Origin of the sequence: Fontibacillus forbon (assembly GCF_046559655.1) — a bacterium.
Lineage (GTDB): Bacteria > Bacillota > Bacilli > Paenibacillales > Paenibacillaceae > Fontibacillus.
In genome coordinates this window covers 585,214-609,397 of the sequence record NZ_JBKGFV010000003.1, presented here as the reverse complement: position 1 = coordinate 609,397, position 24,184 = coordinate 585,214, and the positions used below count along the sequence as shown (strand labels likewise).

General features: G+C 54.2%; 21 protein-coding genes. 2 read left to right on the top strand and 19 right to left on the bottom strand.

The genetic code is table 11. From position 1 onward, the window contains the following. Nucleotides 1-90 precede the first annotated feature (90 nt). The 16 genes from ACLB09_RS14815 to cls form a co-directional block, all read right to left on the bottom strand. Nucleotides 91-960 (bottom strand): DUF72 domain-containing protein, encoded by an 870-nt coding sequence (locus ACLB09_RS14815; RefSeq protein WP_410770600.1) that lies wholly within the window; start codon nt 958-960, stop codon nt 91-93. 47 nt (nt 961-1,007) lie between these two features. Beyond that, a complete protein-coding gene (locus ACLB09_RS14810; protein WP_410770599.1) occupies nt 1,008-2,180 on the bottom strand; it encodes an L-threonylcarbamoyladenylate synthase in 1,173 nt (390 codons plus the stop codon). Nucleotides 2,181-2,429: 249 nt separating this feature from the next. Then, nucleotides 2,430-3,275, bottom strand: a complete 846-nt coding sequence (spoIIR, locus tag ACLB09_RS14805) for a stage II sporulation protein R (RefSeq protein ID WP_410770598.1) — start codon at nt 3,273-3,275, stop codon at nt 2,430-2,432. 864 nt (nt 3,276-4,139) lie between these two features. Continuing rightward, on the bottom strand, nt 4,140-5,333 hold the full coding sequence (locus ACLB09_RS14800; protein WP_410770597.1) for an FtsW/RodA/SpoVE family cell cycle protein: 1,194 nt from the start codon (nt 5,331-5,333) through the stop codon (nt 4,140-4,142). 203 nt (nt 5,334-5,536) lie between these two features. Next, nucleotides 5,537-6,418 carry a peptide chain release factor N(5)-glutamine methyltransferase gene (gene prmC, locus ACLB09_RS14795; protein WP_410770596.1) on the bottom strand — a complete coding sequence of 294 codons (882 nt, stop codon included), beginning with the start codon at nt 6,416-6,418 and terminating at the stop codon, nt 5,537-5,539. Between the two features lie 4 nt (nt 6,419-6,422). Then, complete coding sequence (gene prfA, locus ACLB09_RS14790) at nt 6,423-7,490, bottom strand: peptide chain release factor 1 (RefSeq protein WP_410770595.1); 1,068 nt, start codon at nt 7,488-7,490, stop codon at nt 6,423-6,425. A 210-nt stretch (nt 7,491-7,700) separates the two neighbouring features. After that, nucleotides 7,701-8,045 (bottom strand): TM2 domain-containing protein, encoded by a 345-nt coding sequence (locus ACLB09_RS14785; protein ID WP_410770784.1) that lies wholly within the window; start codon nt 8,043-8,045, stop codon nt 7,701-7,703. A 137-nt stretch (nt 8,046-8,182) separates the two neighbouring features. Continuing rightward, nucleotides 8,183-9,283 carry a redox-regulated ATPase YchF gene (gene ychF / locus ACLB09_RS14780; protein WP_410770594.1) on the bottom strand — a complete coding sequence of 367 codons (1,101 nt, stop codon included), beginning with the start codon at nt 9,281-9,283 and terminating at the stop codon, nt 8,183-8,185. Nucleotides 9,284-9,431: 148 nt separating this feature from the next. Further along, on the bottom strand, nt 9,432-9,902 hold the full coding sequence (locus ACLB09_RS14775) for a GNAT family N-acetyltransferase (RefSeq protein WP_410770593.1): 471 nt from the start codon (nt 9,900-9,902) through the stop codon (nt 9,432-9,434). Nucleotides 9,903-9,947: 45 nt separating this feature from the next. Beyond that, a complete protein-coding gene (locus ACLB09_RS14770; RefSeq protein ID WP_410770592.1) occupies nt 9,948-10,778 on the bottom strand; it encodes an energy-coupling factor transporter transmembrane component T family protein in 831 nt (276 codons plus the stop codon). Then, entirely contained in the window at nt 10,771-12,555 is a 1,785-nt protein-coding gene (locus ACLB09_RS14765; RefSeq protein ID WP_410770591.1) for an energy-coupling factor transporter ATPase, read from the bottom strand. The genes ACLB09_RS14770 and ACLB09_RS14765 overlap by 8 nt, the downstream gene beginning before the upstream one ends. A 15-nt stretch (nt 12,556-12,570) precedes the next feature. Next, nucleotides 12,571-13,131 (bottom strand): ECF-type riboflavin transporter substrate-binding protein, encoded by a 561-nt coding sequence (locus tag ACLB09_RS14760; RefSeq protein WP_410770590.1) that lies wholly within the window; start codon nt 13,129-13,131, stop codon nt 12,571-12,573. 16 nt (nt 13,132-13,147) lie between these two features. Next, nucleotides 13,148-13,297, bottom strand: coding sequence for a hypothetical protein (locus ACLB09_RS14755; RefSeq protein WP_410770589.1), 150 nt, complete (start codon nt 13,295-13,297; stop codon nt 13,148-13,150). 33 nt (nt 13,298-13,330) lie between these two features. Then, on the bottom strand, nt 13,331-14,362 hold the full coding sequence (fni, locus tag ACLB09_RS14750; protein ID WP_410770588.1) for a type 2 isopentenyl-diphosphate Delta-isomerase: 1,032 nt from the start codon (nt 14,360-14,362) through the stop codon (nt 13,331-13,333). Nucleotides 14,363-14,427: 65 nt separating this feature from the next. Beyond that, a complete protein-coding gene (locus ACLB09_RS14745) occupies nt 14,428-15,906 on the bottom strand; it encodes a phytoene desaturase family protein (RefSeq protein ID WP_410770587.1) in 1,479 nt (492 codons plus the stop codon). 51 nt (nt 15,907-15,957) lie between these two features. Then, complete coding sequence (cls, locus tag ACLB09_RS14740) at nt 15,958-17,466, bottom strand: cardiolipin synthase (RefSeq protein WP_410770586.1); 1,509 nt, start codon at nt 17,464-17,466, stop codon at nt 15,958-15,960. Between the two features lie 221 nt (nt 17,467-17,687). Here cls and ACLB09_RS14735 point away from each other — a divergent pair, with 221 nt between their 5' ends. Both ACLB09_RS14735 and ACLB09_RS14730 read left to right on the top strand, forming a co-directional pair. Further along, the gene (locus tag ACLB09_RS14735) at nt 17,688-18,596 is read left to right on the top strand and encodes a TetR/AcrR family transcriptional regulator (protein WP_410770585.1); all 909 of its coding nucleotides are present in this window, start codon (nt 17,688-17,690) and stop codon (nt 18,594-18,596) included. A 28-nt stretch (nt 18,597-18,624) separates the two neighbouring features. Continuing rightward, complete coding sequence (locus ACLB09_RS14730; protein ID WP_410770584.1) at nt 18,625-21,819, top strand: efflux RND transporter permease subunit; 3,195 nt, start codon at nt 18,625-18,627, stop codon at nt 21,817-21,819. Between the two features lie 87 nt (nt 21,820-21,906). Here ACLB09_RS14730 and ACLB09_RS14725 read toward each other — a convergent pair whose 3' ends face one another. The 3 genes from ACLB09_RS14725 to mobA all read right to left on the bottom strand — a co-directional run bounded on the left by ACLB09_RS14725 (nt 21,907) and on the right by mobA (nt 24,114). Further along, nucleotides 21,907-22,074 (bottom strand): hypothetical protein, encoded by a 168-nt coding sequence (locus ACLB09_RS14725; RefSeq protein ID WP_410770583.1) that lies wholly within the window; start codon nt 22,072-22,074, stop codon nt 21,907-21,909. A 371-nt stretch (nt 22,075-22,445) separates the two neighbouring features. Next, nucleotides 22,446-23,132 carry a TorD/DmsD family molecular chaperone gene (locus ACLB09_RS14720; protein WP_410770582.1) on the bottom strand — a complete coding sequence of 229 codons (687 nt, stop codon included), beginning with the start codon at nt 23,130-23,132 and terminating at the stop codon, nt 22,446-22,448. A 283-nt stretch (nt 23,133-23,415) separates the two neighbouring features. Next, nucleotides 23,416-24,114: a molybdenum cofactor guanylyltransferase gene (gene mobA, locus ACLB09_RS14715; RefSeq protein ID WP_410770783.1), complete on the bottom strand. Its 699-nt coding sequence runs from the start codon at nt 24,112-24,114 to the stop codon at nt 23,416-23,418. Between the last annotated feature and the right edge of the window lie 70 nt (nt 24,115-24,184).

Below are 24,184 nucleotides of genomic sequence, written 5' to 3'. Positions count from 1 at the left end.
CTCAAGCCCCCTACAAGAAGTATGCCAGTACCAGCCAAACTGGCGATAGGCAAAGCGAAAACCGGAGCGGGACGTCAGAACCTCCAGCGTCTATTCGCCCAACTCTTCCTCTCCAAACAGATCCATCTGTTTCGGCGGCAGTCCCGCCGTTTTCTGGCCTAGAAGCTTCATCATCTCCACGGCGTTCGGAGCGGCGTCTCCGCCGGAATTGTTATTAAAAATCATGCAGATTTCTTCCGTGCCTTTGCTTTCGAGGACGGCCAGCTTTTCCCGCCAGTCCAGCAACTCCTCCCGGTTATACCGGTAGAGGTTGCGAACCTCCCGCCAATTGGGCGCACTACCTTGCAGCCAGCCCCCGGCGTTTCGCCCGTGAAGCCGGACGATCGTGAGCCCGGAATCCGTCGGCTCCAGCACTGCGGGAACCGAGCCTTCTCCGACTTGCGGTTCATCGCAAACAATATGAATCCATCCTTCATGTTGCATAAAAGAGAACGTGTCTTCCCGCACGTCCGGGGCATACCAGCTCTGATTCCGAAACTCCAGAGCCAGCGGCAGCGAACCCATCCACTGTCTAACGGCACGGAGCCGGCGGATATTGTCCGGCGTGCAATCGAACCAGGGTGGAAATTGAAACATCACGGCCTTTAACCGTCCCGATTCCACGACTGGGCGTATGGAATCCAGATAGGCCTGAAACATCTCTCCCGGGCCGCCGTACGGATTTTTGCCCCGGTTATGCCCGGTCATCCCCCGGTACGCTTTCAAGATAAACGTAAAATGCGGAGGCGTCTCCTCCAGCCATCGCCGGTAAGTGCGTTCTTCAAGCACGGCGTAAAAAGAACTATCGACCTCAACGACCGGAAAATGTCTGGCGTAAAGCGCAAGCTTCGCTTTAGCCGGCGTACCGGCCGGATACAGTTCCTCGTGATCTCCCCATCCGGTTAAACCGATCGAGATCATGCCACCCCCGCCTTTCCTGGAAATGGCCCCGCCGGTTCGGCGGAACCTTATACGTTAATTACCTGCTGGCCCGCCGCCTTAAGCAGGCGGTTCATCACGGCGGCGCCGAGTCCCTCCTGCGGGCAGGACTCGGCCAAGATAAAGGTGACGCCGCTGTCGTCAAAGCGGCGGAGCGCCGCGTAGAGACGATGCGCAGCCGTCTCCAGCGCCGTTAGGCTGCCGAGCGAAAGCACGCAGTCGGCGCGGTAGAACGGGAGGTGCTCGTCAAAGGCGAGCACGCCCGTGATCTCCCCGCGCGCCTTGGCCGCGTCGAGCTCGGCCTGGATGGCGGCCGCCACCGCCTCGGGGGCGGGCCCGGCCACGACACGCAGCGCCCCGCGGGGCGCATAGTGCGTGTACTTCATGCCCGGCGAGCGCGGCGCCGGCATGTCGTTAGCTTCGCTGCCGTCGCCCGCGCTTTGCAGGGCGGCGTCCAGCCGCACGCCCGCCGCATAGCGGGCGAGCGCTTCAGCCGTGATCCCGCCGGGGCGGAGCACGGTCACGATTCCGTCGGCGCCGGCCTCCACCACCGTCGACTCCACGCCCACCCCGGTGGGCCCGCCGTCGACGATGCCATCGATGCGGCCGGCCAGATCATCGCCGACGTGGCTCGCCAGCGTCGGGCTCGGCCGCCCCGACCGGTTGGCGCTGGGCGCCGCCACCGGGCAGCCTGCTGCGGCGATGAGCCGCAGCGCGATATCGTGGGCCGGCATCCGCACGGCCACGGTGTCCAGCCCCGCCGTCACGCGAGGCGAGACGGCGCCTGGGGCCACGGGCAGCACCAATGTCAGCGGCCCGGGCCAAAAAGCCTCCATCAGCCGCCGTGCGGTCTCGTTCACTTCCGTAACGAGACCCTCCAGCGCGCTAACGTCGGCAATATGCACGATCAGCGGATTGTCGGACGGCCGCCCCTTAGCGGCAAAAATCGCCTCCACCGCTGCCGTGTTACGGGCATCCGCTCCGAGACCGTATACCGTCTCCGTCGGAAACGCCACCGTGCCGCCTGCCGCCAGCAAGACTCCCGCCTCAACCAGCGACCGCTCGGCATCCTGCATAGTCTGCCGCCCCTGCGACTTGTCCGTTTCATCCGCAGCAAGGGTAATACTTTCCATGCTATCCATCAACGCGGTTACATCCCACAAACGGGTATCCCGCGAATTTTCCTCTCCAGCTTCACTCATCCTCTTATCTCCCATAGCAGCTCATCATCCCAAACTTTCCAATTAAGATACTCTCTATTATAACAATCCTGACTAAAGGTTAGCCACCTGCAGCAAACTTAAGTAGCCTACCGCTCTAACTGCCTCTCCCGCAAACCCGATCAATTTCTGGGCCCCTTCGGTCCAGCGTGCCCAAAACTAAAGCGACCGTACAGGAACTCCATCCCGCACGATCGCTTTTGAACTATCACCATGAACGAAATATGAAACTCAAGAGAACAATCCAACGATCCATCCCCATAAATTCACCAACATATCCCATAAAAAGAAGCGGACCTCCGTTTCTTCCGGCTCTACCTGAACCGCATCGGATGCAACAGCCGTTCCGGCCCCTTGCTGACCGGTAGCCGCCGGTTTCACCGAACCCTCACCGGAAGCCTTCGAATCTGCTGCTTGCTTCACCGCAGAACCGCTTAAACTCCCTGAACTTCCTGAACTTCCTGAACTTCCTGAACTCCCCGAACCTTCCGAACCTCCCGCTTCTTCTGCCGCCTTTCCCTTGGTTCCCTTCTTTTGCAACGCATCACCGCTGCCTGCATCCACAAAGCACAAGGGAGGGAACAATACGCACCACCAATTCTTCCCCTTCCCTTCCCCCAACGTGACGCGCAGCGCTTCATAATCGCCCGCCGGATAAACCGCGCCCCCGTACATTTTTGTCGGAAAAGGCACCACCGCGAGTTCCACCTTGTAGCTATACTCCTTACCGCCGCTTGCCAGCGTCTCGCCTACCTTATCCTCAATTTCCCCGAGATGATCCCGAATCACGCGCCGGGCAGCCTCCAAACTTTGAGGGTCCTCCAAATCCGCTACCCAACCGTTCATTTGCTCCACCACCGCATCACGAACACGGCGCTTAACAATCTGATCCCCCGCCCCATCCGAATTGGCCAAAATCCGCAGCCGGATCGATTCCTGCGGAATCAAGCCTTCCGCTGCTGCCGAATCTATTTTTTGCCCCTCCCAGGACATCAACAGTATCATCAAACTAAAAAAAATAAGTGCTAACGTTCTACCCTTTCCCTTTTCTCTTCCATTCCCGCTTCCCTGCATCATCGCTACTCCCTTCCTATCCTCTGATGTCTATCAGTATGTCCGGTTAAGAGAGTCCTAAACCTATCATTCTAGTAAAAAATACTATATACACGATACATGGAAATGCGTGAAATATGCGATTAATGCGATAGATGCAGTTAATGTGCTAAATATGGCAAATGACGGAAGTTTAGTGAATGTGTGAAAGACAAAAGTTCAGTGAATGTGGTGAAAGGAATGCGTGTGGTCATGCGATGCACGCCGTAAATCTAATGAAAACGATGTATGTAGTAGTGGCTATATGTGCGGTGTACTTGGTGAAAAAAGGCATGTAGTTGGCTATATATGCGTTGTACATGGTGGAAAGGCACATGTAGTCGGCTATATGTATGGTGTATATGGTGAACGATAACTGTCCCCTACTTGCGCCATTTTATTGCGGACATCAAAAAAGAGTAAAGATCAAGAAAGAAATGACGAAAGGTCAACATCTGTACTCTCCAAATGGACAAAACATTAAAAAATGTCCACTCAAAAGTGGACACATAGGGTAATTCCTCTAGTTTAAATTAAATTCAATATATAGTATATAAAATCAACTTAAACCACTATATATAGCGACATCTCCTTGATGAGCAATATATCTCTTTCACAGAATAGTGTCCACCTTTTGAAAGACATTTCGTCTATTTGTGCACACCCGAAGGACATTTCTAGTTGAGATCCCATGGCATGATAAACACGGCAAAACGCAGACAAAAAATTGGGACAAAAAAATCCACGGTGCAACGAATAGCGCCAGCAAAAAACGGCCATTCCGAATGGAATTGCCGTTTCTGTTAGCCGGTTCTCTTAGCTGGTTCTGTTATCCGATTCTGTTATAGGTTACCGGTTTTGCGACTTCAGTTTGGTGTAACGGGAAGCGGACACCTGAGGGTGTTCTTCCTCGGTTTCGTGTCCGTGGATCCGGATACTCATCGCCAGTCCGACACAGGCCATGTTGATGAGGAGCGAGGTGCCGCCATAACTGATGAACGGTAGCGTGATGCCCGTGAGGGGCATGAGGCCGATAAACATGCCGATATTTTCAAATATCTGATAAAGGAACATCGCTACGATCCCTACGATCAAGAACGGTCCGCTTCGGTCCCGACATTCCAGCGAGATCAGAATGAGTCTGTGAATCAGCACAAAATAGAGCAAGAGCAGCACCGAGCTTCCGAGAAAGCCGAATTCTTCGGCGATCACCACGAAAATGGAGTCGGAATAGGTCAGCGGAACGCGTTCCGACTGGACGGTCTCGCCTTTGAGGTAGCCTTCCCCGGTCATTCCGCCGGAGGCGATGGCGAGCTTGGCGTTGCGCGTATGATAGATGGCCTTTTCCGTTGCTTTTTCCGGGACCAGCCAAGGGTCGATCCGTTCAATCCAGTGTTCGCGTCCAATGTCCTGGAAGAAGGCGTACACTTCATCATGATAAACCTTGTAAGCGGTAATTCCGCCAAAGACGGACCCGGCGAAAATCGCAAGCGCGATCAGGGCGTGGGTATATTTAATATTGCCAATCCACAGCATGCCCGCCAAAATGACCAGATAACTGAGGGCGTTGCCAAGGTCATTTTGCGCCATGACGATGAGGAATGGGATAAACGTAAGCAGCAGAATCGGCACGACGTCCCTCCAGAACGACAACCGCGGTTTCCGCTTGCGGAGCAGCATAAAGGCTAAGAACAAAATAAGCAGCAGTTTGAAAAACTCCGCCGGCTGAAAGCTGACTCCTCCCGGAAGAGTTATCCAGCCTGTTGCGCTGTAATACGTGTTCCCGACAAACAATACTACGATGAGCAACCCGACTCCGAATAAATAAATATAAAGGGAATACTTGACGAACAGTTTGAAATCAATCAGCGAGACTGCAAAAAACGCTACAAAGCCTAAAAGATAATAGACTGCCATCCGTAGATGGTAACCGTGATATGGTGTATTCGAAGTGGCGCTGTAAAGCACCGCGATGCTGATACCCATTAGGAGCAGCAGGATGAACACGATCGTGTAGTCGATTTTTTTAAATTTGTTCAGCATAACCCTGTCCTCCGCCCATCCTCATTTTCCTGTTTGCCCAGGGAAGTTCGTTTCCACATGCTTGAGGCAAAAAACCTTCCCCTCCATTGTATAGGAATTCTCCCGTCTAAGTCTATTGGACGTTGACACCAGTCCTTTATACCCTCCGTTTAGAGAATTTTCTTCAATGCATCGTTGGTCCATAAAAACAGGCATCGCCCGAATCAGGCGATGCCAAGCACGTGCCGATCGATGCCGGCGAGATCCTTGATCGTAATGATCTCGCTCCAGCAGCCGGCACGGCGGAGCAATTCGGCGACGTCGCCGGCCTGCCCCATGCCGAGCTCGAAGCCGATCAGGCGGGGCGGCCGGGGCAGCAGCGGCAGCTGCGCCATCATGACGCGGTAGGGCGCCAGCCCGTCCGGCCCGCCGTCGAGCGCGCCGCGCGGCTCGTAGTCGCGTACCTCGGGCTGGAGGTGCGCGATGGTATCCGCCGGTATGTACGGCGGATTGCTGACCACGATGTCCAGCGGCTCCCCCGCGAACGGTTCAAGCAGGTTCCCCTGCTTGAACGCCACGTCCAGGCCGAGCCGCCGGACATTTTCCTGCGCCACGTTTAGCGCTCCCGGCGAGATGTCACTCGCCGAGATGCGCCAGAAGGGGCGCAGGTGGGCCAGGGCGGCAGCGATCGCGCCGCTGCCGGTACCGATGTCGGCGGCCGCAGGCACGCCGCCGGGCCACAGGCGATCGCCCGCCTGGACGATCGCCTCCACGAGCAGCTCCGTTTCCGGGCGGGGAATCAGCACATCCGGCGTGACCTTAAAGGTCAGGCCGTAAAAGTCCTGTTCCCCGATGATATACTGCGCCGGCTCGCCCGCCGCTTTGCGGCGGATCACTTCCTCCCAGGCGGCTTGCCGCTCGCCCGGGAACGGATCGCGCAGCGCGGCCAAATACGCCGCACCTTCCAAGCCCAAAACATGGCGGAGCAGCAGCTCCGCATTCGAGTCCGGCTCTTGGACGCCGCGAGCCGCTAAAAAAGAAGAAGCCTCTTTACGGGCTTCCGAAATATTGAGCGCTCCAGATAATACATATCCGTTATCGTTCAAAGTATTATTCTCCTTTATCCATCAGATCGGCCTGTTCCGCAATCGTCAGCGCCGAAACGATTTCCGCGATCTCTCCGTTCATCACCTGATCCAGCTTGTGCAAAGTAAGTCCGATCCGATGATCGGTCACCCGGCTTTGCGGGAAGTTATAGGTACGGATCCGCTCGCTGCGGTCCCCTGTGCCCACTTTGCTTTTCCGCTCGCCGGCGTACTTCGCTTCTTCCTCCTGCCGCTTCATATCCGAGATCCGGGCGCGAAGCACCTGCAGCGCTTTCTCCTTATTGGAGTTTTGCGATTTGCCATCCTGACAGGTCGCCACGATGCCCGTCGGGATATGCGTTACCCGCACCGCCGATTTCGTCGTGTTGACGGACTGCCCGCCGGCACCGCTGGAGCAGAATGTATCGACGCGGATATCCTTGTCGAGAATTTCGATATCGACTTCTTCGGCTTCCGGCATGACCGCCACCGTCGAAGTCGACGTATGAATCCGTCCGCCGGACTCCGTCGACGGAATCCGCTGTACGCGGTGCGCACCGCTTTCGTACTTCATTTTGCTGTACGCGCCGCGTCCGTTGATCATGAAAATAACCTCTTTAAAGCCGCCGAGATCACTTTCATTTACATCCATCACGTCCACTTTCCATCCTTGAGTATCCGCAAAACGGGTGTACATCCGGTACAGGTCGGCCGCAAACAGTGCCGCTTCGTCACCGCCGGCCGCGCCGCGGATTTCAACGATCACGTTTTTATCGTCATTCGGGTCCTTCGGCAGCAGCAGAATTCGGATTTTCTCCTCCAGTTCCTGCTGGCGTCCGGAAAGCTCCTCGATTTCCAGCTTAACCATTTCGCGCATTTCATCGTCCAGCTTCTCCGCTTGCATCGCCTTGGCGGCTTCAAGCTCTTCCATGACCTGCTTGTATTCGGTGTACGCCTCAAAAGCCGGCTGTAAATCCGATTGTTCTTTAGAATAATCCCGCAGCTTTTTGGTATCGTTCGCCACGTCGGGATCGCAGAGCAGCTCGCTCAGCTTCTCGTAACGGTCGGCTAGGGATTGTAGTCGGTCCAACAAGGGAAGTCACCTCTCTTATGACAATTTCCTCTGAAAAAAACGTCCATCCATAATTATTAAAATTATAAGGTAAACGACTTTTTATTATACCATGATAATATCATTTTGAACAGAGATACTTTTATCGGCGGTTTTTAGTGAATTCCGGGCCGCAAGCAAAATAAGCCCCCGGTTCGCTAATGAACCGGAGGCTTGTTTGCATTTCAAGAATTAGATCGGATAAGTCGGCGAAATGCCTCTGTTGTACATAATTTGATCGATGAGCTGGTTCTCAAGCTTCGCATTCTCTTCCTTCACCCAAGTGTGGGTCAGAAATGCATCAACAATCCACCAGATAGATGTAACGATCATTCCGATAACCGTAATGGATAAAATAAGCTGGGCAATCGCGCTGCCCGTCTTGCCCATATAAAACCGGTGGCCGCCGAAAAGGCCGAGGAAGTACCAGAGGACATAGGCTATAACCATATTCTTCCCTCTGCTTTTGACCTCGGATTCAAGAAGCATCAGCTCCCGCGCGTCCAGCTGGCTCTTTCTGCCCATGTTATAATTCATGCTCATACAAAATTCCCTCCGTAATCTGAATATCAATGACTTAAGTATACAAACCGCTACGAACTACAGCAATACAAAATATTCCCAAATAAAAAAGGGCTTGCCGGTCAAGGCAAGCCCATATCTTTAAATATTATTTAAACATTAAAGCGGAAATGCATCACGTCGCCGTCCTGCACGACGTACTCCTTGCCTTCCAGGCGCAGCTGTCCGCGTTCTTTCGCCGCGTTCATCGAGCCGGCCGCCATCAAATCATTGTAGGAAACGACTTCCGCGCGGATAAAGCCGCGTTCGAAATCGGAGTGGATAACGCCCGCCGCACCCGGCGCTTTCGTTCCTTTGCGGATCGTCCAGGCACGCACTTCCTGCACCCCGGCCGTAAAGTAAGTATACAATCCCAACAAGCGGTAAGCCGCCTGGATCAAGCGGTCCAAGCCGGAAGCCTGCAAACCGAGTTCTTCCAGGAACATCGCTTTGTCTTCTCCTTCGAGCTCGGCGATTTCCGCTTCCACCTTCGCGCTGATCGGCACGACTTCGGCATTTTCAGCCGCCGCAAATTCACGTACTTGCTGCACAAACGGATTGCTGTCCGCTTCCGTAACGCCGTCTTCGCTGACATTGGCCGCATACAGCACCGGCTTGAGCGTCAAAAGATGCAGATCGCGAACGATCAGCTTCTCATCGTCCGACAACTCCACGCTGCGCGCGGGCTGGTCATTGTAGAGCGCCTCTTTGACGCGCTCCAGCACTTCCACTTCCTGCGCATATTGCTTGTTGCCGCCCTTCATATTTTTGCGGGAACGCTCGATCCGCTTTTCCACGCTGTCCAGATCCGCCAAAATCAACTCCAGATTAATCGTTTGAATATCGCTGATCGGATTGATTTTGCCGTCGACATGCGTGATGTTCTCGTCTTCAAAACAGCGGACGACGTGCACGATCGCGTCCACTTCACGGATATGGGCCAAAAACTTGTTGCCCAGTCCCTCGCCCTTGCTCGCCCCGCGGACCAGCCCGGCAATATCGACAAATTCAAATGCGGTAGGGACCGTACGGTTAGGTACGACAAGCTCTGTCAGTTTATCAAGGCGTTCGTCCGGAACCTCAACGACCCCGACGTTCGGATCGATCGTACAGAAGGGATAGTTGGCGGATTCCGCTCCCGCCTGGGTAATCGCGTTAAACAGCGTGGATTTTCCGACATTCGGAAGGCCCACAATTCCTGCCTTTAAAGCCATATCTATGACAACTCCTCATTCTTGTAAATTGCTCATCTTCTTCAACCATAGTACCTATCCCCCGCCCAGATTTCAAGGACATCTCCAAATAAGTTGAAGGATTCGTCAAAAAAAGGAGGGCTTTTCAAGCAAAGCGCTCCTTTTCGAATTACAGTTTTTTTCTCATCACCATGTCGGTCGTTTCGTAGCCCATCTTTTGGTACAGGCCGTAAGCCCTCCGATTGTGTCCGAACACGTGCAAGCCGATGCTGACCGTCCCTTGTTTCCTGGCTTCTTCATCCAAAGCCTGCAACGTCTGTTTGCCGAATCCTTTTCCCTGGTAAGGCTCATGAATGACGATATCGAAAATGAAAGCTTCCCGGCCCTTCTTGCTTTCGCTGTACTGGACCCATAGGTTGCCGATCGGGACTCCTTCCGCAGCATCAAGCACGGTGTACAAAAAGGCGTCCTTTGTCGCCAGGCCTTCCGGCAGCAACTGACTGATCGCTTGCTCGGACAGGGCGTTCGCTTCTTCTTCGCTCCATGTCCCGGCGACAGTTTTCTCGACGGCATAATCATGTACCGTGCGAGCCCGGTACTCCTTAAACTCGCTGTCATCCATCGCTCTAAGTTCAACCATGAAAAATTCCACCTCTCCGGTTCATTATATACCTATAAAATATACCTATAAAAATGGATACCAGAACTTTTTCACCCAAAGTCCCTTCATCAAGATAGCTCCCCCCAACAGCAGCACGCAGATCAATAGCACAAGCTTGTCGCTGCGCGACATCCGCGTGCCCATGTACCAGGTGCGCTTCGCGCCGGTACCGAAACCGCGCAGATCCATCGCGTTCGATACCGACTCGATATGCAGGAGCGACGACTGCAAGAGCGGCACGACGACCAGCGAAAGGTTTTTCATCCGGCGCCACAAATTGCCGTCCCCGCGTGAAATGCCCAGCCCCCGCATCTGCATGGCGTTCAGGATGTTTTTGAACTCCTGGGTCAGGTCCGGAATATACCGGAACGCAATGCTGACCGCACAGGCCATTTTGTAGGGAACTCCCAATTTGTTGAGGCTGGCCGCGAACCGGCTCGGATGGGTCGTAAAAATGAACAGCATCGTGATCGGCAGCAGGGTTAAATACTTCGCGGATAAAGTCAGGACGTAAAAGAGCGTCTCCCCGTTGATCGTATCGTACCCGACCGGAATCAGCGGAGTATTGCTGCCGGTAAGACTTGAACCGAAGCGGGGGGTGATGATCAAAATGAAGATGCTGTTGATTAGCGTAAATACCATCAACACCCAAAACAACAACGCCATTCGCCTGACCGGAATCCGGGCCAGAAGCAGCATGCAAATGCCCGCAGCGAGCATTACCGCGAATACCCGCAGGTCGAGGAACAGAAAGGTGACCACGGTCCATACCAGGAGAAGGATCAGTTTGACGGCGCCGTCCAGCCGGTGGAAAAAGGAATCCCCCTCAACGAACAGACTTCCGGTTTTACTCATCGGCTCGTTTCACCTTCTTTTCCGCGTCGATAAAAGCTTGCACGAACGCAGCCGGCGACGACAACCCCCAGCTTTTCGCAAAGCGCGACAGGCTCGTCTCCCGGAGGCGGGCTCTGCCCGTCACTCCGCTATCCGAGAGAATCGGCGCTACCCGATCTGCGGCGATAACCCGACCCTCTGCCATGACGAAGGCACGGTCCGCATATTCCAACGCCAGATGCATGTCGTGGGTGATAAACAAAAATGCCATCCCAAGACCGGCAAGCCCGTCGATAAAATCCATGAACTCGGTATAATGACGGTAATCCTGGCCTGCCGTGGGTTCGTCGAGAATCATCAACTTCGGCTCCAGCGCCAAAATCGAAGCGATGGTCAGCCTTTTTTTCTGGCCGAAGCTCAAGCCGGATACCGGCCAGTTGCGGTAAGGGTATAGCCCGCAAATTCGCAGAGCTTCATCGGTCCTTCGCTCCCGTTCCGGGGACGGGACGCCCCTTGCCATGAGACCGAGACCGATTTCGTCGCGAATCATATGCTGGGTGATCATATGATTTGGATTTTGCATGACATAGCCGATTTCCACGCCTCTTTGGCGAATGGACCACCCGCTCAAATCCTCGCCCCGGAAGATGATTTTCCCCGACCGGGGTTTCAAGATACCGGTAATCAGGCCGGAAAGCGTCGACTTGCCCGCTCCGTTGCTGCCGAGGAGAGCGACTCGTTCCCCTGCGCTAACGGAGAGCGTGACCTCGCTGACGGCGTCGCGGCCGAGGCCGTAGGCGAAAGAGACTTCCCGAAGTTCTAGCAGTGGCGCTGCAGCGCTCCCCCTCGCTGACGGCCCCGGATCCTCATGGCCCGACGTCCAAGCCTCCAGCCGATTACGGATCCCTTCTTTTACCCGATGATCGCCGTTTCCCGCAAGTTCGCGGATCCCTGCACTTGCAGCATCCTCCGTAGAGATTCGCACACCTTCCGGCGTGCCGAGAGCCGTCAGCCCTCCGATCGCAACGCCGGCGTATTCCAGCGCGTTCAAGTAAAGCGGCTGCCGTAATCCGAAACGGGGCAGCAGCCCTTCCTTCAGCAAGGTCTCCGGGGAACCGACTGCGGCGATTTCCCCTTCGTTCATAACGACGATCCGGTCGATCGGCTGCGCAAGCACATCCTCCACCCGGTGCTCGATGATAATAACCGTCTTTCCCCCGCGCCGGTGGATATCTTCGATTAATTGCATCGCCCGGACGCCGCTTACCGGATCCAGATTCGCCAGCGGCTCGTCGAACAACAAAATATCAGCTTGGGTTGACAACACGCCGGCCAAGGAAACGCTCTGCTTCTGTCCCCCGGACAAATCATGGGGGCCTTGCCCTTCGTAGTCCAACATGCCGACCAGTTCAAGAGCCGTGACCACCCGCGTCTTCATCTCCGGCTGCGGAACCTGCTCATTTTCCATTTGAAACGCCACATCTTCCCCGACCGTCTGTCCGACAAACTGGGCGTCGGGATTTTGCAAAATGGTGCCCACGCTGCGGCTGCGCTCAAAAATCCCTTGCTCGGACACTTCCTCGCCGTCTATGAATAGACCGCCGGATACCTCGCCTCCGTAGGAAAAGGGAATAAGCCCATTGATACAATGGGCTAGTGTCGATTTACCGGACCCGCTCGGTCCGGCAATCCAGATTTTTTCTCCGGGCGCAATGTCCAGATCAATATTTTTCAGCGTCGGCTGGGTTTGACTTTTGTAGCGGAAACTAAAATTTCGGAATGAAATCACCGGCTGCATAATCGCTGGTTGCTCCTATCTCTCCACCGTCAAATTCGTATTGTTCCGGTTGCGCTTGGCGTACGCCCATACCGCAGGAATGCCGAGAATCACGAATACCGCTGCGTTCGCCAATCCGGCGGAAACCGTTTGAATGACGATTTTATCGTTCGGTTCGCCCATGACATAAATATCGAACAACCCCGAAAAAGCGAGGGAAACGAAAATCCCGATCAGACCGTAAATCAACAACTGGATCACATGGCTCTTCCGGATCGCTCCGTCCTGCGGGTTAAAATCTTTGGACAGATAAACCAGTCCCATAAATGCCGCCGTAATCCCGGATCCGAGCGCCCAGCCCCACCAGACGGTACCGCTGGTAAGAAAATCGTTGATGATATGACCGATCAACCCGGCGACAAATCCAACTACAGGCCCGAACAGCGCGCCAAAAATCGCAAGCAACGCGACGGCCGGGCGAAGCTGGGTATCCGGCGCGATCGGAATGCCGATCCAGCTCGTCGCCCCGTACAGCGCCGCCCCGATCCCGATCGTCACCACCGTTCGGGTGTTCCATTTCCAAATCGATGTTTTCATTGCATTTCCCCCTTCGTCAGAAGTCATCAGAGTCATCTTGAAATGCTCCAAGCTTCTCAGTTTCTGCCGCGCCGCCGCTGGAAGTTGCTCCTGTTGCCGTGCCGGCGGCCAGGCTCCTAACTTCAATATAATGGGAATGTTTCAGAAACGCAATGAAAATATTCAATGTAATCTTCCCGGATTTATCAGATTAATCAAATTACCCTTCGCGCCGTACCAGACGCGGCGTGTTCCGCAGCGCCGACAACGTTCCGGCGCCGATTCCGAACATGGCGGTGCGAAGCTCCAGCTCGACGCGCTCCAGGAGCGCATCGAGCCGCTCCTCCGAATGCACCGCCGGTTCCAGCAGCGCCCGGCCGAACCCGGCCAGGTCCGCGCCAAGCGCAAGCGCTTTGGCGGCGTCCACGCCGGTGTTCAGGCCCCCGCTGCCGATCAGGGCGGCGTCCGGCAGCGCCGCCCGCACTTCGCGGATGCATTCCGCGGTCGGGATGCCCCAATCCGCGAATGCTTCCGCGGCCGCGCGGCGCACCGGATCGGCGCTGCGGAACTTCTCGACCTGGCTCCAGGACGTTCCGCCCGCGCCGGCCACATCGACGAACGCCACTCCGGCCTCCCGCAGCCGTTTGGCCGTCGCTCCGTCGATGCCCCAGCCGACTTCCTTGACGCCGACGGGAACCGGCAGCGACCGGCACACGTCCTCGATCCTGGCGAGCAGGCCGCCAAACCCAGTGTTCCCCTCCGGCTGGAACACCTCCTGCAAGCTGTTCAAATGCAGCACCAGCATGTCTGCGCCGGCGATGTCTACGGCGCGCTGGCATTCCGCCGCGCCGAAGCCGTAACTAAGCTGGACCGCGCCCAGGTTGGCGATGACCGGAATGCTTGGCGCCTTGCGCCGGATATCAAACGTGGGAGCAAGCTCCCCCCGTTCGACGGCAGCGCGGACCGAGCCGACTCCCATCGCCCAGCCCCGGCGTTCCGCCGCTTCCGCCAGGCGGTCGTTGATCTGACCGGCGAGCTCGCTGCCGCCGGTCATCGAACTGATCAGCAACGGCGTCCTTACAGCCGCGCCGAGGAACGTCGTCTTCAGGCTGATCTCGTCAAAGTTAAGCTCCGGCAAAGCATTATGGCGAAACCTGTATTTTTCAAACCCTGTACTAATCCCTTCTCCGCCTACCTGTTCTTCCAGGCAAAGCCGGATATGCTCGGACTTGCGCCGTGATGTGTTTCCCATGTTCATGCCTCCTTCAAGCAACAGCCTCAATTAAAACTCGCTCTATATCCATCAATATCCCATGATCAAACGATACTTTTCGCAATATAACCGGCCACGAGTTGACCGGACAGCGTTACAAACGGAACGCCTCCACCGGGATGCGTCGTGCCTCCGGCATACCAGAGACCTCGCACATCCCTGCTGCGGTTACCGGGTCTGCGCAGTTCCTGCATAAAGCTATGAGAGGAAATGCCGAACATGCCTCCCCGGTATGAGAAGGTATCGCGGGCCAGATCCGCAGGCGTATACCGCGCCAATTCATGCCCTCGAATCATGTCGCCCAGCCCATGTTGCCGCAGGGTTGAAAACACGGTTTGGGCATAGGCTTCTCCTTCCCGCTCCCAATCCCAGTCACCCGATAAATACGGCGTATGGGTCATGATAAACAAATTGCTGCAGCCCGGAGGCGCCGCCTCTTCTTCCGAGTAAGAAGAATTGCATATGTAAACGGACGGGCGGGATGGCGGTCGTCTTTTGACGAAGATATCATGGAATTCTTCCTCATAATTCTCCGAAAAAAACACCGTATGATGATGTAGCCTGTCCAGCCGCACCGGAACGCCGGCAAGCTGGACAAAGGCGGACAGGGAAGGTTCGAATGAGGATATCAACCGGTCGGGCAGGGAGGGACGGTCCTTTTCTTCCAGCAGTTTTTTACTAACGGAAAGCGCATCTCCATTGACGATAACGAGCGGTGATTCATAGTCCCCTCGCGTCGTTTCAATGCTATGAATCTTGCGGTCGGCGACCCGGATCCGGTTGACTTCCACCCCCGTCTCGATCTTGACGCCAAGCTCCTCGGCCAGCCTCTTCATCGCCTCGATCAGCTCATAAGTGCCTCCCCGGACGGTGTAAACCCCTTGATCGGCCTCGCAGCTTACCAACATCCCGCACAAGGAAGAAACCTTGAACGGGGAAGAACCGACGCGGGCGGCATATCTGCCGAACATTGCAAGCGTATTCGGATGACTGAAATGCCGGCGAAGCTGGCGGTTCAGGGAGTGATGAAGCTCCGGTACCAGCAGGCAACTGTAGATCTTGGGCCACCATTTCTCCAGATGGCTCAGCGGCAGCCGATTAAGGATGTGTTCACTGGCATAACGCAGCATTTGGCGCGATTCCCGGATAAAAGCCGGATAATGCAGGGCATCGACCGGGCTATAGGTGCCGATTTGATGCTGCATGAACTCCACATCCCCGGTCAGATCGACGACGCTGCCGTCGGCAAACACGCTTCTTGACCTGGGTTCAAGCGGAATCAGCCGCACATAATCGTTCAGATCCCGGCCGGCCCGCCGGAACAAATTTTGAAAAATATGCGCCATCTCAATCGTGGTAGGCCCTCTGTCGAAACGGTATCCGTCGATAACCACCCGCTGCAGTTTGCCGCCTGCATGGGGCTGGCGCTCCAGCACGGTTACCTGGAATCCCCGGATAGAGAGTTCAATGGCGCAGGACAGACCTCCAAAGCCCGCCCCGATAATTAACGCTTTCCTGCTCATCTGAACAACGACCGCCTTCCTTTAAATAAAAGGCCACAAATCTTTTTTCCGTTACAGTAGCGGTGACATCAATCTTGCCGCCGACTCCATAAACCGAATGACGATCTTTTTCTTCATGAATGCTTTTCTTTTGATCCGTTTCGTGGAAAGCAGATCCCGCTCGAAGTCCTTGACGATTTTGGCAATGCTGTCATTCTGGACGAGCAGCACGTTAACCTCGAAGTTAAGGTGAAAGCTGCGCATGTCCATGTTTGCCGTACCCACGGTCGCAACCTCGCCGTCGACGATTAGCAATTTGGAGTGCAGAAATCCCTTCTCGTACTCGTAAATTTTCACGCCCACTTCAAGCAGGGATGGAAAATACGAGTGAGAAGCCAAAAACGGCAGGCGCTTGTCCGGTTTGGCCGGGAACAAAATCCGCACATCGATTCCCGACATGGCCGCGACGCGCAAGGCGGTTAAAATATCTTCATCCGGGATGAAGTAGGGTGTCGCCAGCCAAACCGATTTTTTAGCTGACGTAATCATGGCGAAAAAGATATTTTTCAACGCGCTGCTCTCGTTGTCCGGTCCGCTCGGAACGATCTGAACCGCGCCGCTGCAACCCTGTTCCAGCTCGGGGGACAAGTACTCCAGATCCATGATTTTTTCGCCGGTGACATATTGCCAGTCCTGCAGAAAAATAATCTGCATCGACCGTACGGCCTCCCCTTTGACCAACATGTGCGTATCCCGCCAGAAACCGTAGGTTTTGCTGCGGCTTAAATACTCGTCGCCTACATTCAGCCCGCCGATAAACCCGGTATTCCCGTCGATTACGACGATCTTCCGGTGGTTCCGGTAATTCACCCGGCTCGACAGCGCCAAAAAGCGAACCTCGCCGTATACTCCCACCTTCACTCCGGCATCCCTGAGTTCTTTGATAAACGATTTGGGAAGCCCGATGCTTCCAACCGCGTCAAACATGAACCGGACCTCGACACCGGCCCGAGCCCGTTCGATCAGCGTTTTTTGAATCTCCCGGCCAATGTCGTCGGCCCGATAAATATAGTATTCCATATGAATGTGGTGCTGGGCCTTTTTCAGTTCCTTCAGAAGGGTCGAGAACGTCTCCTCCCCATTAGTCAGCACCCGGGTCCGGCTCGCCATGGAAAACGGAGTGCGGGCGATCCGCTGGGACATCTGCAGCAACCGCTGCTGTCCGGGAGTAAACTGCGACAGATCGCGGGGAAGCATGTTGCCGTTATGGTCGATCCGCTCATAGCTTTTGCGGTCCGACTCCGCTTTTTTATCGAATTTCCGCCGCTTGAAATAATTTTGGCCCAACAGGAAATACAGCACCAAGCCTACGACGGGGAGCAGCGCGAGTACCAGAATCCAGGCCATGGTGCTGGAAGGATTCCGGTTCTCCATAAAAATTGCCAACCCGATCGTAATAACGGTAAGGGTTTGAAATATACTGACCAGCGTCCCGCCGAATTTGCCGAAGATGCCGAAACCGAAGAAGTAAAAAGCAAACAGGATAGCTGCGATTAAAATGATTTGTAGTCCGCGTCTCATATCGTACTCCTTTTTCCTACGTTGCATGTACCAATGCTCTAACTTCCATTTTACATGAAGCTGGCGTTTCTTCCTACCATGAATAGAAGAAACCGACGGAACATTCCTTGCGTATCGTGATATTCGCCAAATTTGTAATGTGGCTCAGGGATGTAATATAATCAGAATGACCCGACAGTCAATTTGAGAACTTGCTGGTCAGGAATGGAGGTGAATAGGTATTGTCCGTTAAATCAGGCGATAAAAGAACGCTAATTCTTCGAACCGCTATGCAGCTTTTTGCCGCCAAAGGCTCATCCGCCACTTCAATGCAGGAAATCGCCGAAACCTGCGGCATGTCCAAAGGCAGCCTGTATCTTCACTTTAAGTCCAAGGAAGAACTGGAGTTCAGTCTTTTCGACTACTGTTACCAATTGTTGCAGGAGCATCTGCTGCATGCGGAGAATCAGCCGGATCTCAACCCCCGGGAAAGATTGATCAGGCAATTCGAGGTACTGCTTGACCTGGTGCTGGAGCTGCGCGAGTTTCTGATGATGCAGTTCCGGGATTGGATCAAAAACGGCAGCCTGTACCGGGAGCCCGAAGTCATCCGGGAAAACAACGCCAAGCTGCATCATTACTGCAAAAAAGCGATTGAGGCGACTTACGGAGAGAACATCGCGCCTTATACCGCGGATTTGATCATGCTGGTTAACGGCATACTCGGAGCCTACATAAGGCTGCTGTTCGATCCGGCCATTTTGATCGGGACTCACAGGATGGCCGTTTATATGGTCGACCTCCTTGACGGGGCTGCCGAGCGAATGATCAACCGGCAACCTGAGCCGCTGATCAATGAGGAAGTGTTGAAGCACTGGGGTGCAGATAGTACCTGCCTGAAGAAACCGGAACGTCACCCCCTCCTGGCTATCCGAGAACTGAAGGAACTGTTGGAAAAACGGGTGCCGTCTTCGGAGTTGCGCCAGCAAGGACTTGAATCCTTGCAGCTGATGGAGGAGGAAATCCTTGAACTCCGGCCGCGCCGGGCCATTTTCGCGGGAATGATGGCCAATGTAAAAGCTATTCCCGAACTGGAAGACCGGATGGAGGAACTGGAACGACTTTTGCGGCCTTATTTGAATCATTCGTAAATAAAGAGAGGAGCGGAAGACCTAACTGATGAAAAGCATTATTCAATTTTCCCTGCGCAACAAATTTGCGGTCTGGCTTCTGACGATCATCGTCACGGTTGTCGGCTTGTACAGCGGCCTTACGATGAAGCAGGAGACCATTCCGAATATCAACGTCCCTTATCTTAGCGTGACCGCAATTTATCCGGGCGCGGCGCCGGAAGGCGTCGTCCAGGATATTACCAAGCCGTTAGAGACTAAACTCCACAATGTCGACGGAGTAAAGACGATTACTTCGACTTCGATGGAGAATGCGGCTTCCCTGTTTATCGAATTTGAATACAACACCAATCTGGACAATGCCACGGCGGCGGTTCGGGAAGCACTGAACGACGTAACCCTGCCGGACGATGCGCAAAAGCCGCAAATTACCCGGTTCAGCTTGAATTCGATGCCGGTTATCTCGCTCAGCTTGTCCGATAACGAATCCGGCGATCTGGAAGCACTGACCCGGACGATCCAAAACGACATCCAGCCTGCTCTTGAAGATTTGGATGGCGTAGCCTCAGTGCAAATTGCCGGACAATACGTCAAAGAAGTACGCCTCAATTTCGATGAAGCGAAAATGCAGCAACTCGGGCTTAGTGAAGATACCGTCAAAGGTATCGTTCAAGCTTCCGCGCTGCGCGCTCCGCTCGGCCTGTTCGATTTGGAACAGTCGCAAAAAGCGGTTGTCGTTGACGGCAACATCACGACCGTCGACGATCTTAAGAACCTCGCCATTCCGGCCATGCCGGGAGCTGGCGCTGCTGGCGCTGGCGCGGCCGGTGCAGGTTCTGCAGCGGGTGCAGGTGCACCGGCAGGCGCAGGCAGCCCGGATGCCGCAGGTTCCGCAGCGGCTCAAGGCGGCATGACCGCCATTCCGGCCGGTATCCCGACAGTGAAGCTCGGCGACATCGCCAAGATCGAAGTCATCGGCGAAGCCGAATCGATTTCTCGCACCAACGGTGCCGAATCGATCGGGATTCAAATCGTGAAAGACAACGATGCCAACACCGTCGATGTAGCGAACCTCGTCAAAGACAAGGCGGACGAGTTGGGAAAACAGTACGGTCATATCGACTTCACCGTATTGCTTGACCAAGGCAAGCCGATCACGGACTCCGTCAACACGATGCTGTCCAAAGCACTATTCGGCGCCCTGTTCGCCGTCCTGATCATTCTGTTGTTCTTGCGGAACATCCGCTCGACGATCATTTCCATTATCTCCATTCCGTTATCGCTTCTAATCGCGGTGCTCGCGCTGAAGCAAATGGATATTACGCTGAACATGATGACGCTGGGCGCCATGACGGTCGCCATCGGCCGGGTGGTCGACGACTCCATCGTCGTCATCGAGAACATTTACCGCCGCTTGTCCCTGACCGGCGAGAAGCTGAAGGGCGGCAAGCTCGTTATCGAAGCGACCCGCGAGATGTTCGTTCCGATCATGTCCTCCACAATCGTAACGATCGCCGTATTCCTGCCGCTTGCCTTCGTAAGCGGAATGGTCGGCGAACTGTTCAAACCGTTCGCGCTGACTATGGTGTTCTCGCTTTTGGCCTCGTTGTTGGTTGCCATTACGCTGGTGCCGGCCCTGGCTCATACCTTGTTCCGCAAAGGGCTGAACAAGAAGCATGACCATGACAGCAATCCGAAGGGCATGGCGCTCGGTTATCAACGCGTGCTCAAATGGTCGCTGTCCCATAAACTTATCACTTTCGGCGTTGCCGTCGTCCTGCTGGTAGGCAGTTTGTTCCTGTATCCGCTCGTCGGCGTGAGCTTCCTGCCTGAGCAAGAAGACAAATATGTGATGGTTACCTATTCTCCGGCCCCTGGCGATCGTCTTGAAGATGTCCGGGAGAAAATGGAGAAGGCCGAAAAATACATTCTGGCCCAAGAAGATATGGATAAAATGCAGTACTCCGTCGGCGGAACCAATCCGCTTGGCATGGGCTCGTCCAACTCCGCCCTCTTCTATATAGAGTACAATGCGGATACGAAGAACTTCAGCGAAGTGAAGGAAAACCTGCTGCTCGGATTGAAGAAGGAAGTTTCCGACGGCGAGTGGGGCGACATGTCCGAACTGATGATGGGCGGCATGGGCGGCAGCTCGCTCAACGTTAACGTGTTCGGCGACAATCTGGAACAGATTAAACCGGTCTCCGACCAGATTCTGAAATGGGTCCAAGAAGATACAGAGAACTTTGAAAAAGGCGAAACTTCGCTTTCCACGGCTTACGACCAATATACGCTCGTAGCGGATCAGCAAAAGTTGAGTTCGCTGGGCCTTACCCCGGGGCAAATCGCCATGAAGCTAAGCCCGGTGCGCGAGCGTCCGGTACTTACCGAAGTGAAGCTTGACGGAAAAGATTATAAAGTTTATATCGAAACCGAAAAGAATGCTTATACCAGCATTCAGGACATGGAGAACGAAACGCTGACTTCTCCGCTCGGCATGGAAGTACCGATCAAGGAAGTCGCCAAGGTTGAAAAAGGAAGCTCTCCGGACTCCATTATGCGGATCGACGGTAAAATGGTCGTTGAAGTCAGCGCCAAAATCGTCGCTACCGACGTCCAAAAAGCATCCAGCGCGCTGCAAGACAAAATCGATGACATGGACAAACCCGAAGGGGTTACGGTCAGCTTCGGCGGGGTAACCGAACAAATCAACGATACGTTCGGCCAGCTAGGTCTTGCTATGGCCGCCGCGGTCGCGATCGTTTACTTTGTCCTTGTCGTTACGTTCGGGGGCGGTCTGGCACCGTTCACGATCCTGTTCTCGCTGCCGTTCATCGTTATCGGCGCCATGGTCGGTCTGCTGATCGGCGGCGAAACCCTGAACGTATCGGCTCTCATGGGCGTTCTGATGCTCATCGGGATCGTCGTCACCAACGCGATCGTGCTCATCGACCGCGTCATTCACAAGGAACGCGAGGGGCTGTCTACACGTGAGGCCTTGCTCGAAGCAGGCGCTACACGGCTTCGTCCGATCCTCATGACGGCGCTCGCCACCATCGGCGCATTGCTGCCGCTCGTGTTGGGCTGGGAACACAGCGCAGGAATCATCTCGCGCGGACTCGGCATCACCGTTATCGGCGGCTTGATCAGCTCCACATTGCTGACTCTCGTCATCGTACCGGTCGTATACGAATTCCTTATGAAATTCCGCCGCCGCAATTCTGCGGTAGATGATTTGAATTAATCTTTATAACTAAAAAGCAGGGCGGGGACATCTCCCGCCCTGTTTTTTTGTATTTCCAGATACCTGTAAGATGCTTCCGACTGTGTTTCAGACCTGTCCTCCATCCTCGTCCTCTGTTCTCCGTTCCCCGTTCTCCGCGCTTCCGTTCTTCCGATCTTCCGCTCTTCCGCTCTTCCGCTCTTCCGCTCTTCCGCTCTTCCGTTCTCCGTTCCCCGCACCCGACCCTTCGTACCCGCTTTCGATTAAGCAGAACAAAATTAACTGGATTTTCTCCAGTTAACTTCTCGTATTTTTCCTAACTCATTCAATTAACTGGAATTCCTCCAGCTATTTGAAGCAAAAATCGCCGAATTCTCGCTCTAGCCGAAATTTAACTGTAGGTTTTCCAGTTATCTTCACTAAATCCGGCATATCGCAATAATAAACTGTAGGTTTTACAGCTAATTTTCTCAGATATCCTTTCGACCCGTGTAACTACCGGAATAACCGGCATCTTCGTACTCCCTCCCGCATGCAAAAAACCACCAAAGACCTAAGTCCCCGGTGGCTCACAGCTTATTTCTTCTTATCTTGAAAGTTATTGTCATCGAACTTTATCTATCTTCAGGTGTTATAATCTTCAAACGCTATCCTTGCAGTTCTCTCCATGCGCAGAGGTTCTGCAAATCCATCTCAAGAAACTCAACGAGCAGCTCCGCCAGACCGGTATAGAGCGTGCTTGTGGTTGTAGCGGCCAGTTCGGCGGAAAAGGCGGGCGCCCAGTACAGAAGATGGGATTTAAGAAACTGAATCTGCACATCCGTCAGCTCAAGGCAGCTCTCGCGGAGGCCCACTTTACCCAGCATCTCTTCGCTTAATACCGCCATAAACTCCAGTTCCAGCGAAATATGATCGTCATGTTCGCCGGAGATTTTATTAAAGACCACGCCGCTTTCCATGTAAGTATCCCGGATTTCCGAGAGACAGGCAAAAGCATCGGCACCTTTTTCTTTTGCAAGGAACAGACTTTCGCAAGCGGCGATTTTGGCGCTGTGACCCGTAAACAGACGGTCGAATTCTTCCGCCTCCTCATAACAGACACGCCGGAAATTCTCTTCAGGAATGCTTTCCAGGTAGCTCTTTAGTCTCTTTCCGCCCTGGCACATGGGAATTGTATTTTTCAGTTCGACCCTTCTGCGCCACTGGGCAATTAGCGACATCCGCGGCGGACGGCTTAGAAAATCCATAAGCAACTGGTACACCCAGCCTCTCATCCCCATCCAACGGGCTTGCTCCTCCGGGATTTGCACAAGCTCCTTATACAGCGTGGTCATATCGGTCATCTCCCTGATTTAAGTCATTCATTGCTGATTCAATGCTTCTTCATGCGCTTTGTTGACATGCATTGAGCCTGACACAACAAATGTATTCTTCATTTAAAAAAAGATGACTTCCTTATCTCACCGGAAATCATCCAAGGTACATATACCGACACATGATTAAGGGGGTCATGTATCTTCGCTTCATATTATACTGCATAATGAAAGCGCTTTATGTGATATTTTTGACAAAATATTAACAAGTAATTTTAATAATTTGAAGCCGTTCAGCGTTCTCTCAACTCATGCCTTTGTCAGTCGAAGCATCCAACCAATCCAGCGCCTGCCGATAGTCCCTGGGATGGTTCATATTGAAGGGAATCCGCTCCTGCGGCATTCCAGCAGCCGCGGCCAACGCCGAGCCATTCACATATTCGGCCCGCAACGTTTCCGTCCACCGGGTCAGCTTTAAGTTCCCTGCTTGCAGCTCCCGCTCCAGACCCGGCAGCACGCTACGGCGGTATAATGCTAGCAGGGGCTGAACCTGCCCTTGCACCACCGGGATAATAGCCTCTAGTCCACTGTTTGCCGTACCTTCCCCATGCTTGCTGCTGATGACGCTGCCTGCTGCACTGCTTATAGCGCCTTCTTTCTGATCCTTCTGATTCTTTTCTGCCAGCAGAGCCTGTTCCGCCAACCATTGGAACACGTCCCTGTTGGCAAAAGGCATGTCGCATGCCACCGCGAGGCTCCAGGAAGTAGAGGCAGCCTGTAGTCCGGCGTGCAAACCGGCTAATGGGCCCAAGCCAGGAAAGACGTCTGAAATGACATCTTTTCCCAGGTGACGGTAGGCTTCCGGCTGAGATCCTCCCGCGATAAGGATCTCTGCGGCAACTCCCTCCAGCTCGCGAATAAGTCTTTCAATGACCGGAATACCACCCACCGGAAGGAGCGCTTTATTTTGACCCATCCGGCTCGATTTCCCACCGGCGAGAATAATAGCCGTAATCTCGATCAGAATCTTCCCCTTTCTGAAACAAATACTGGAAAAACAAAAAGAAGATGGT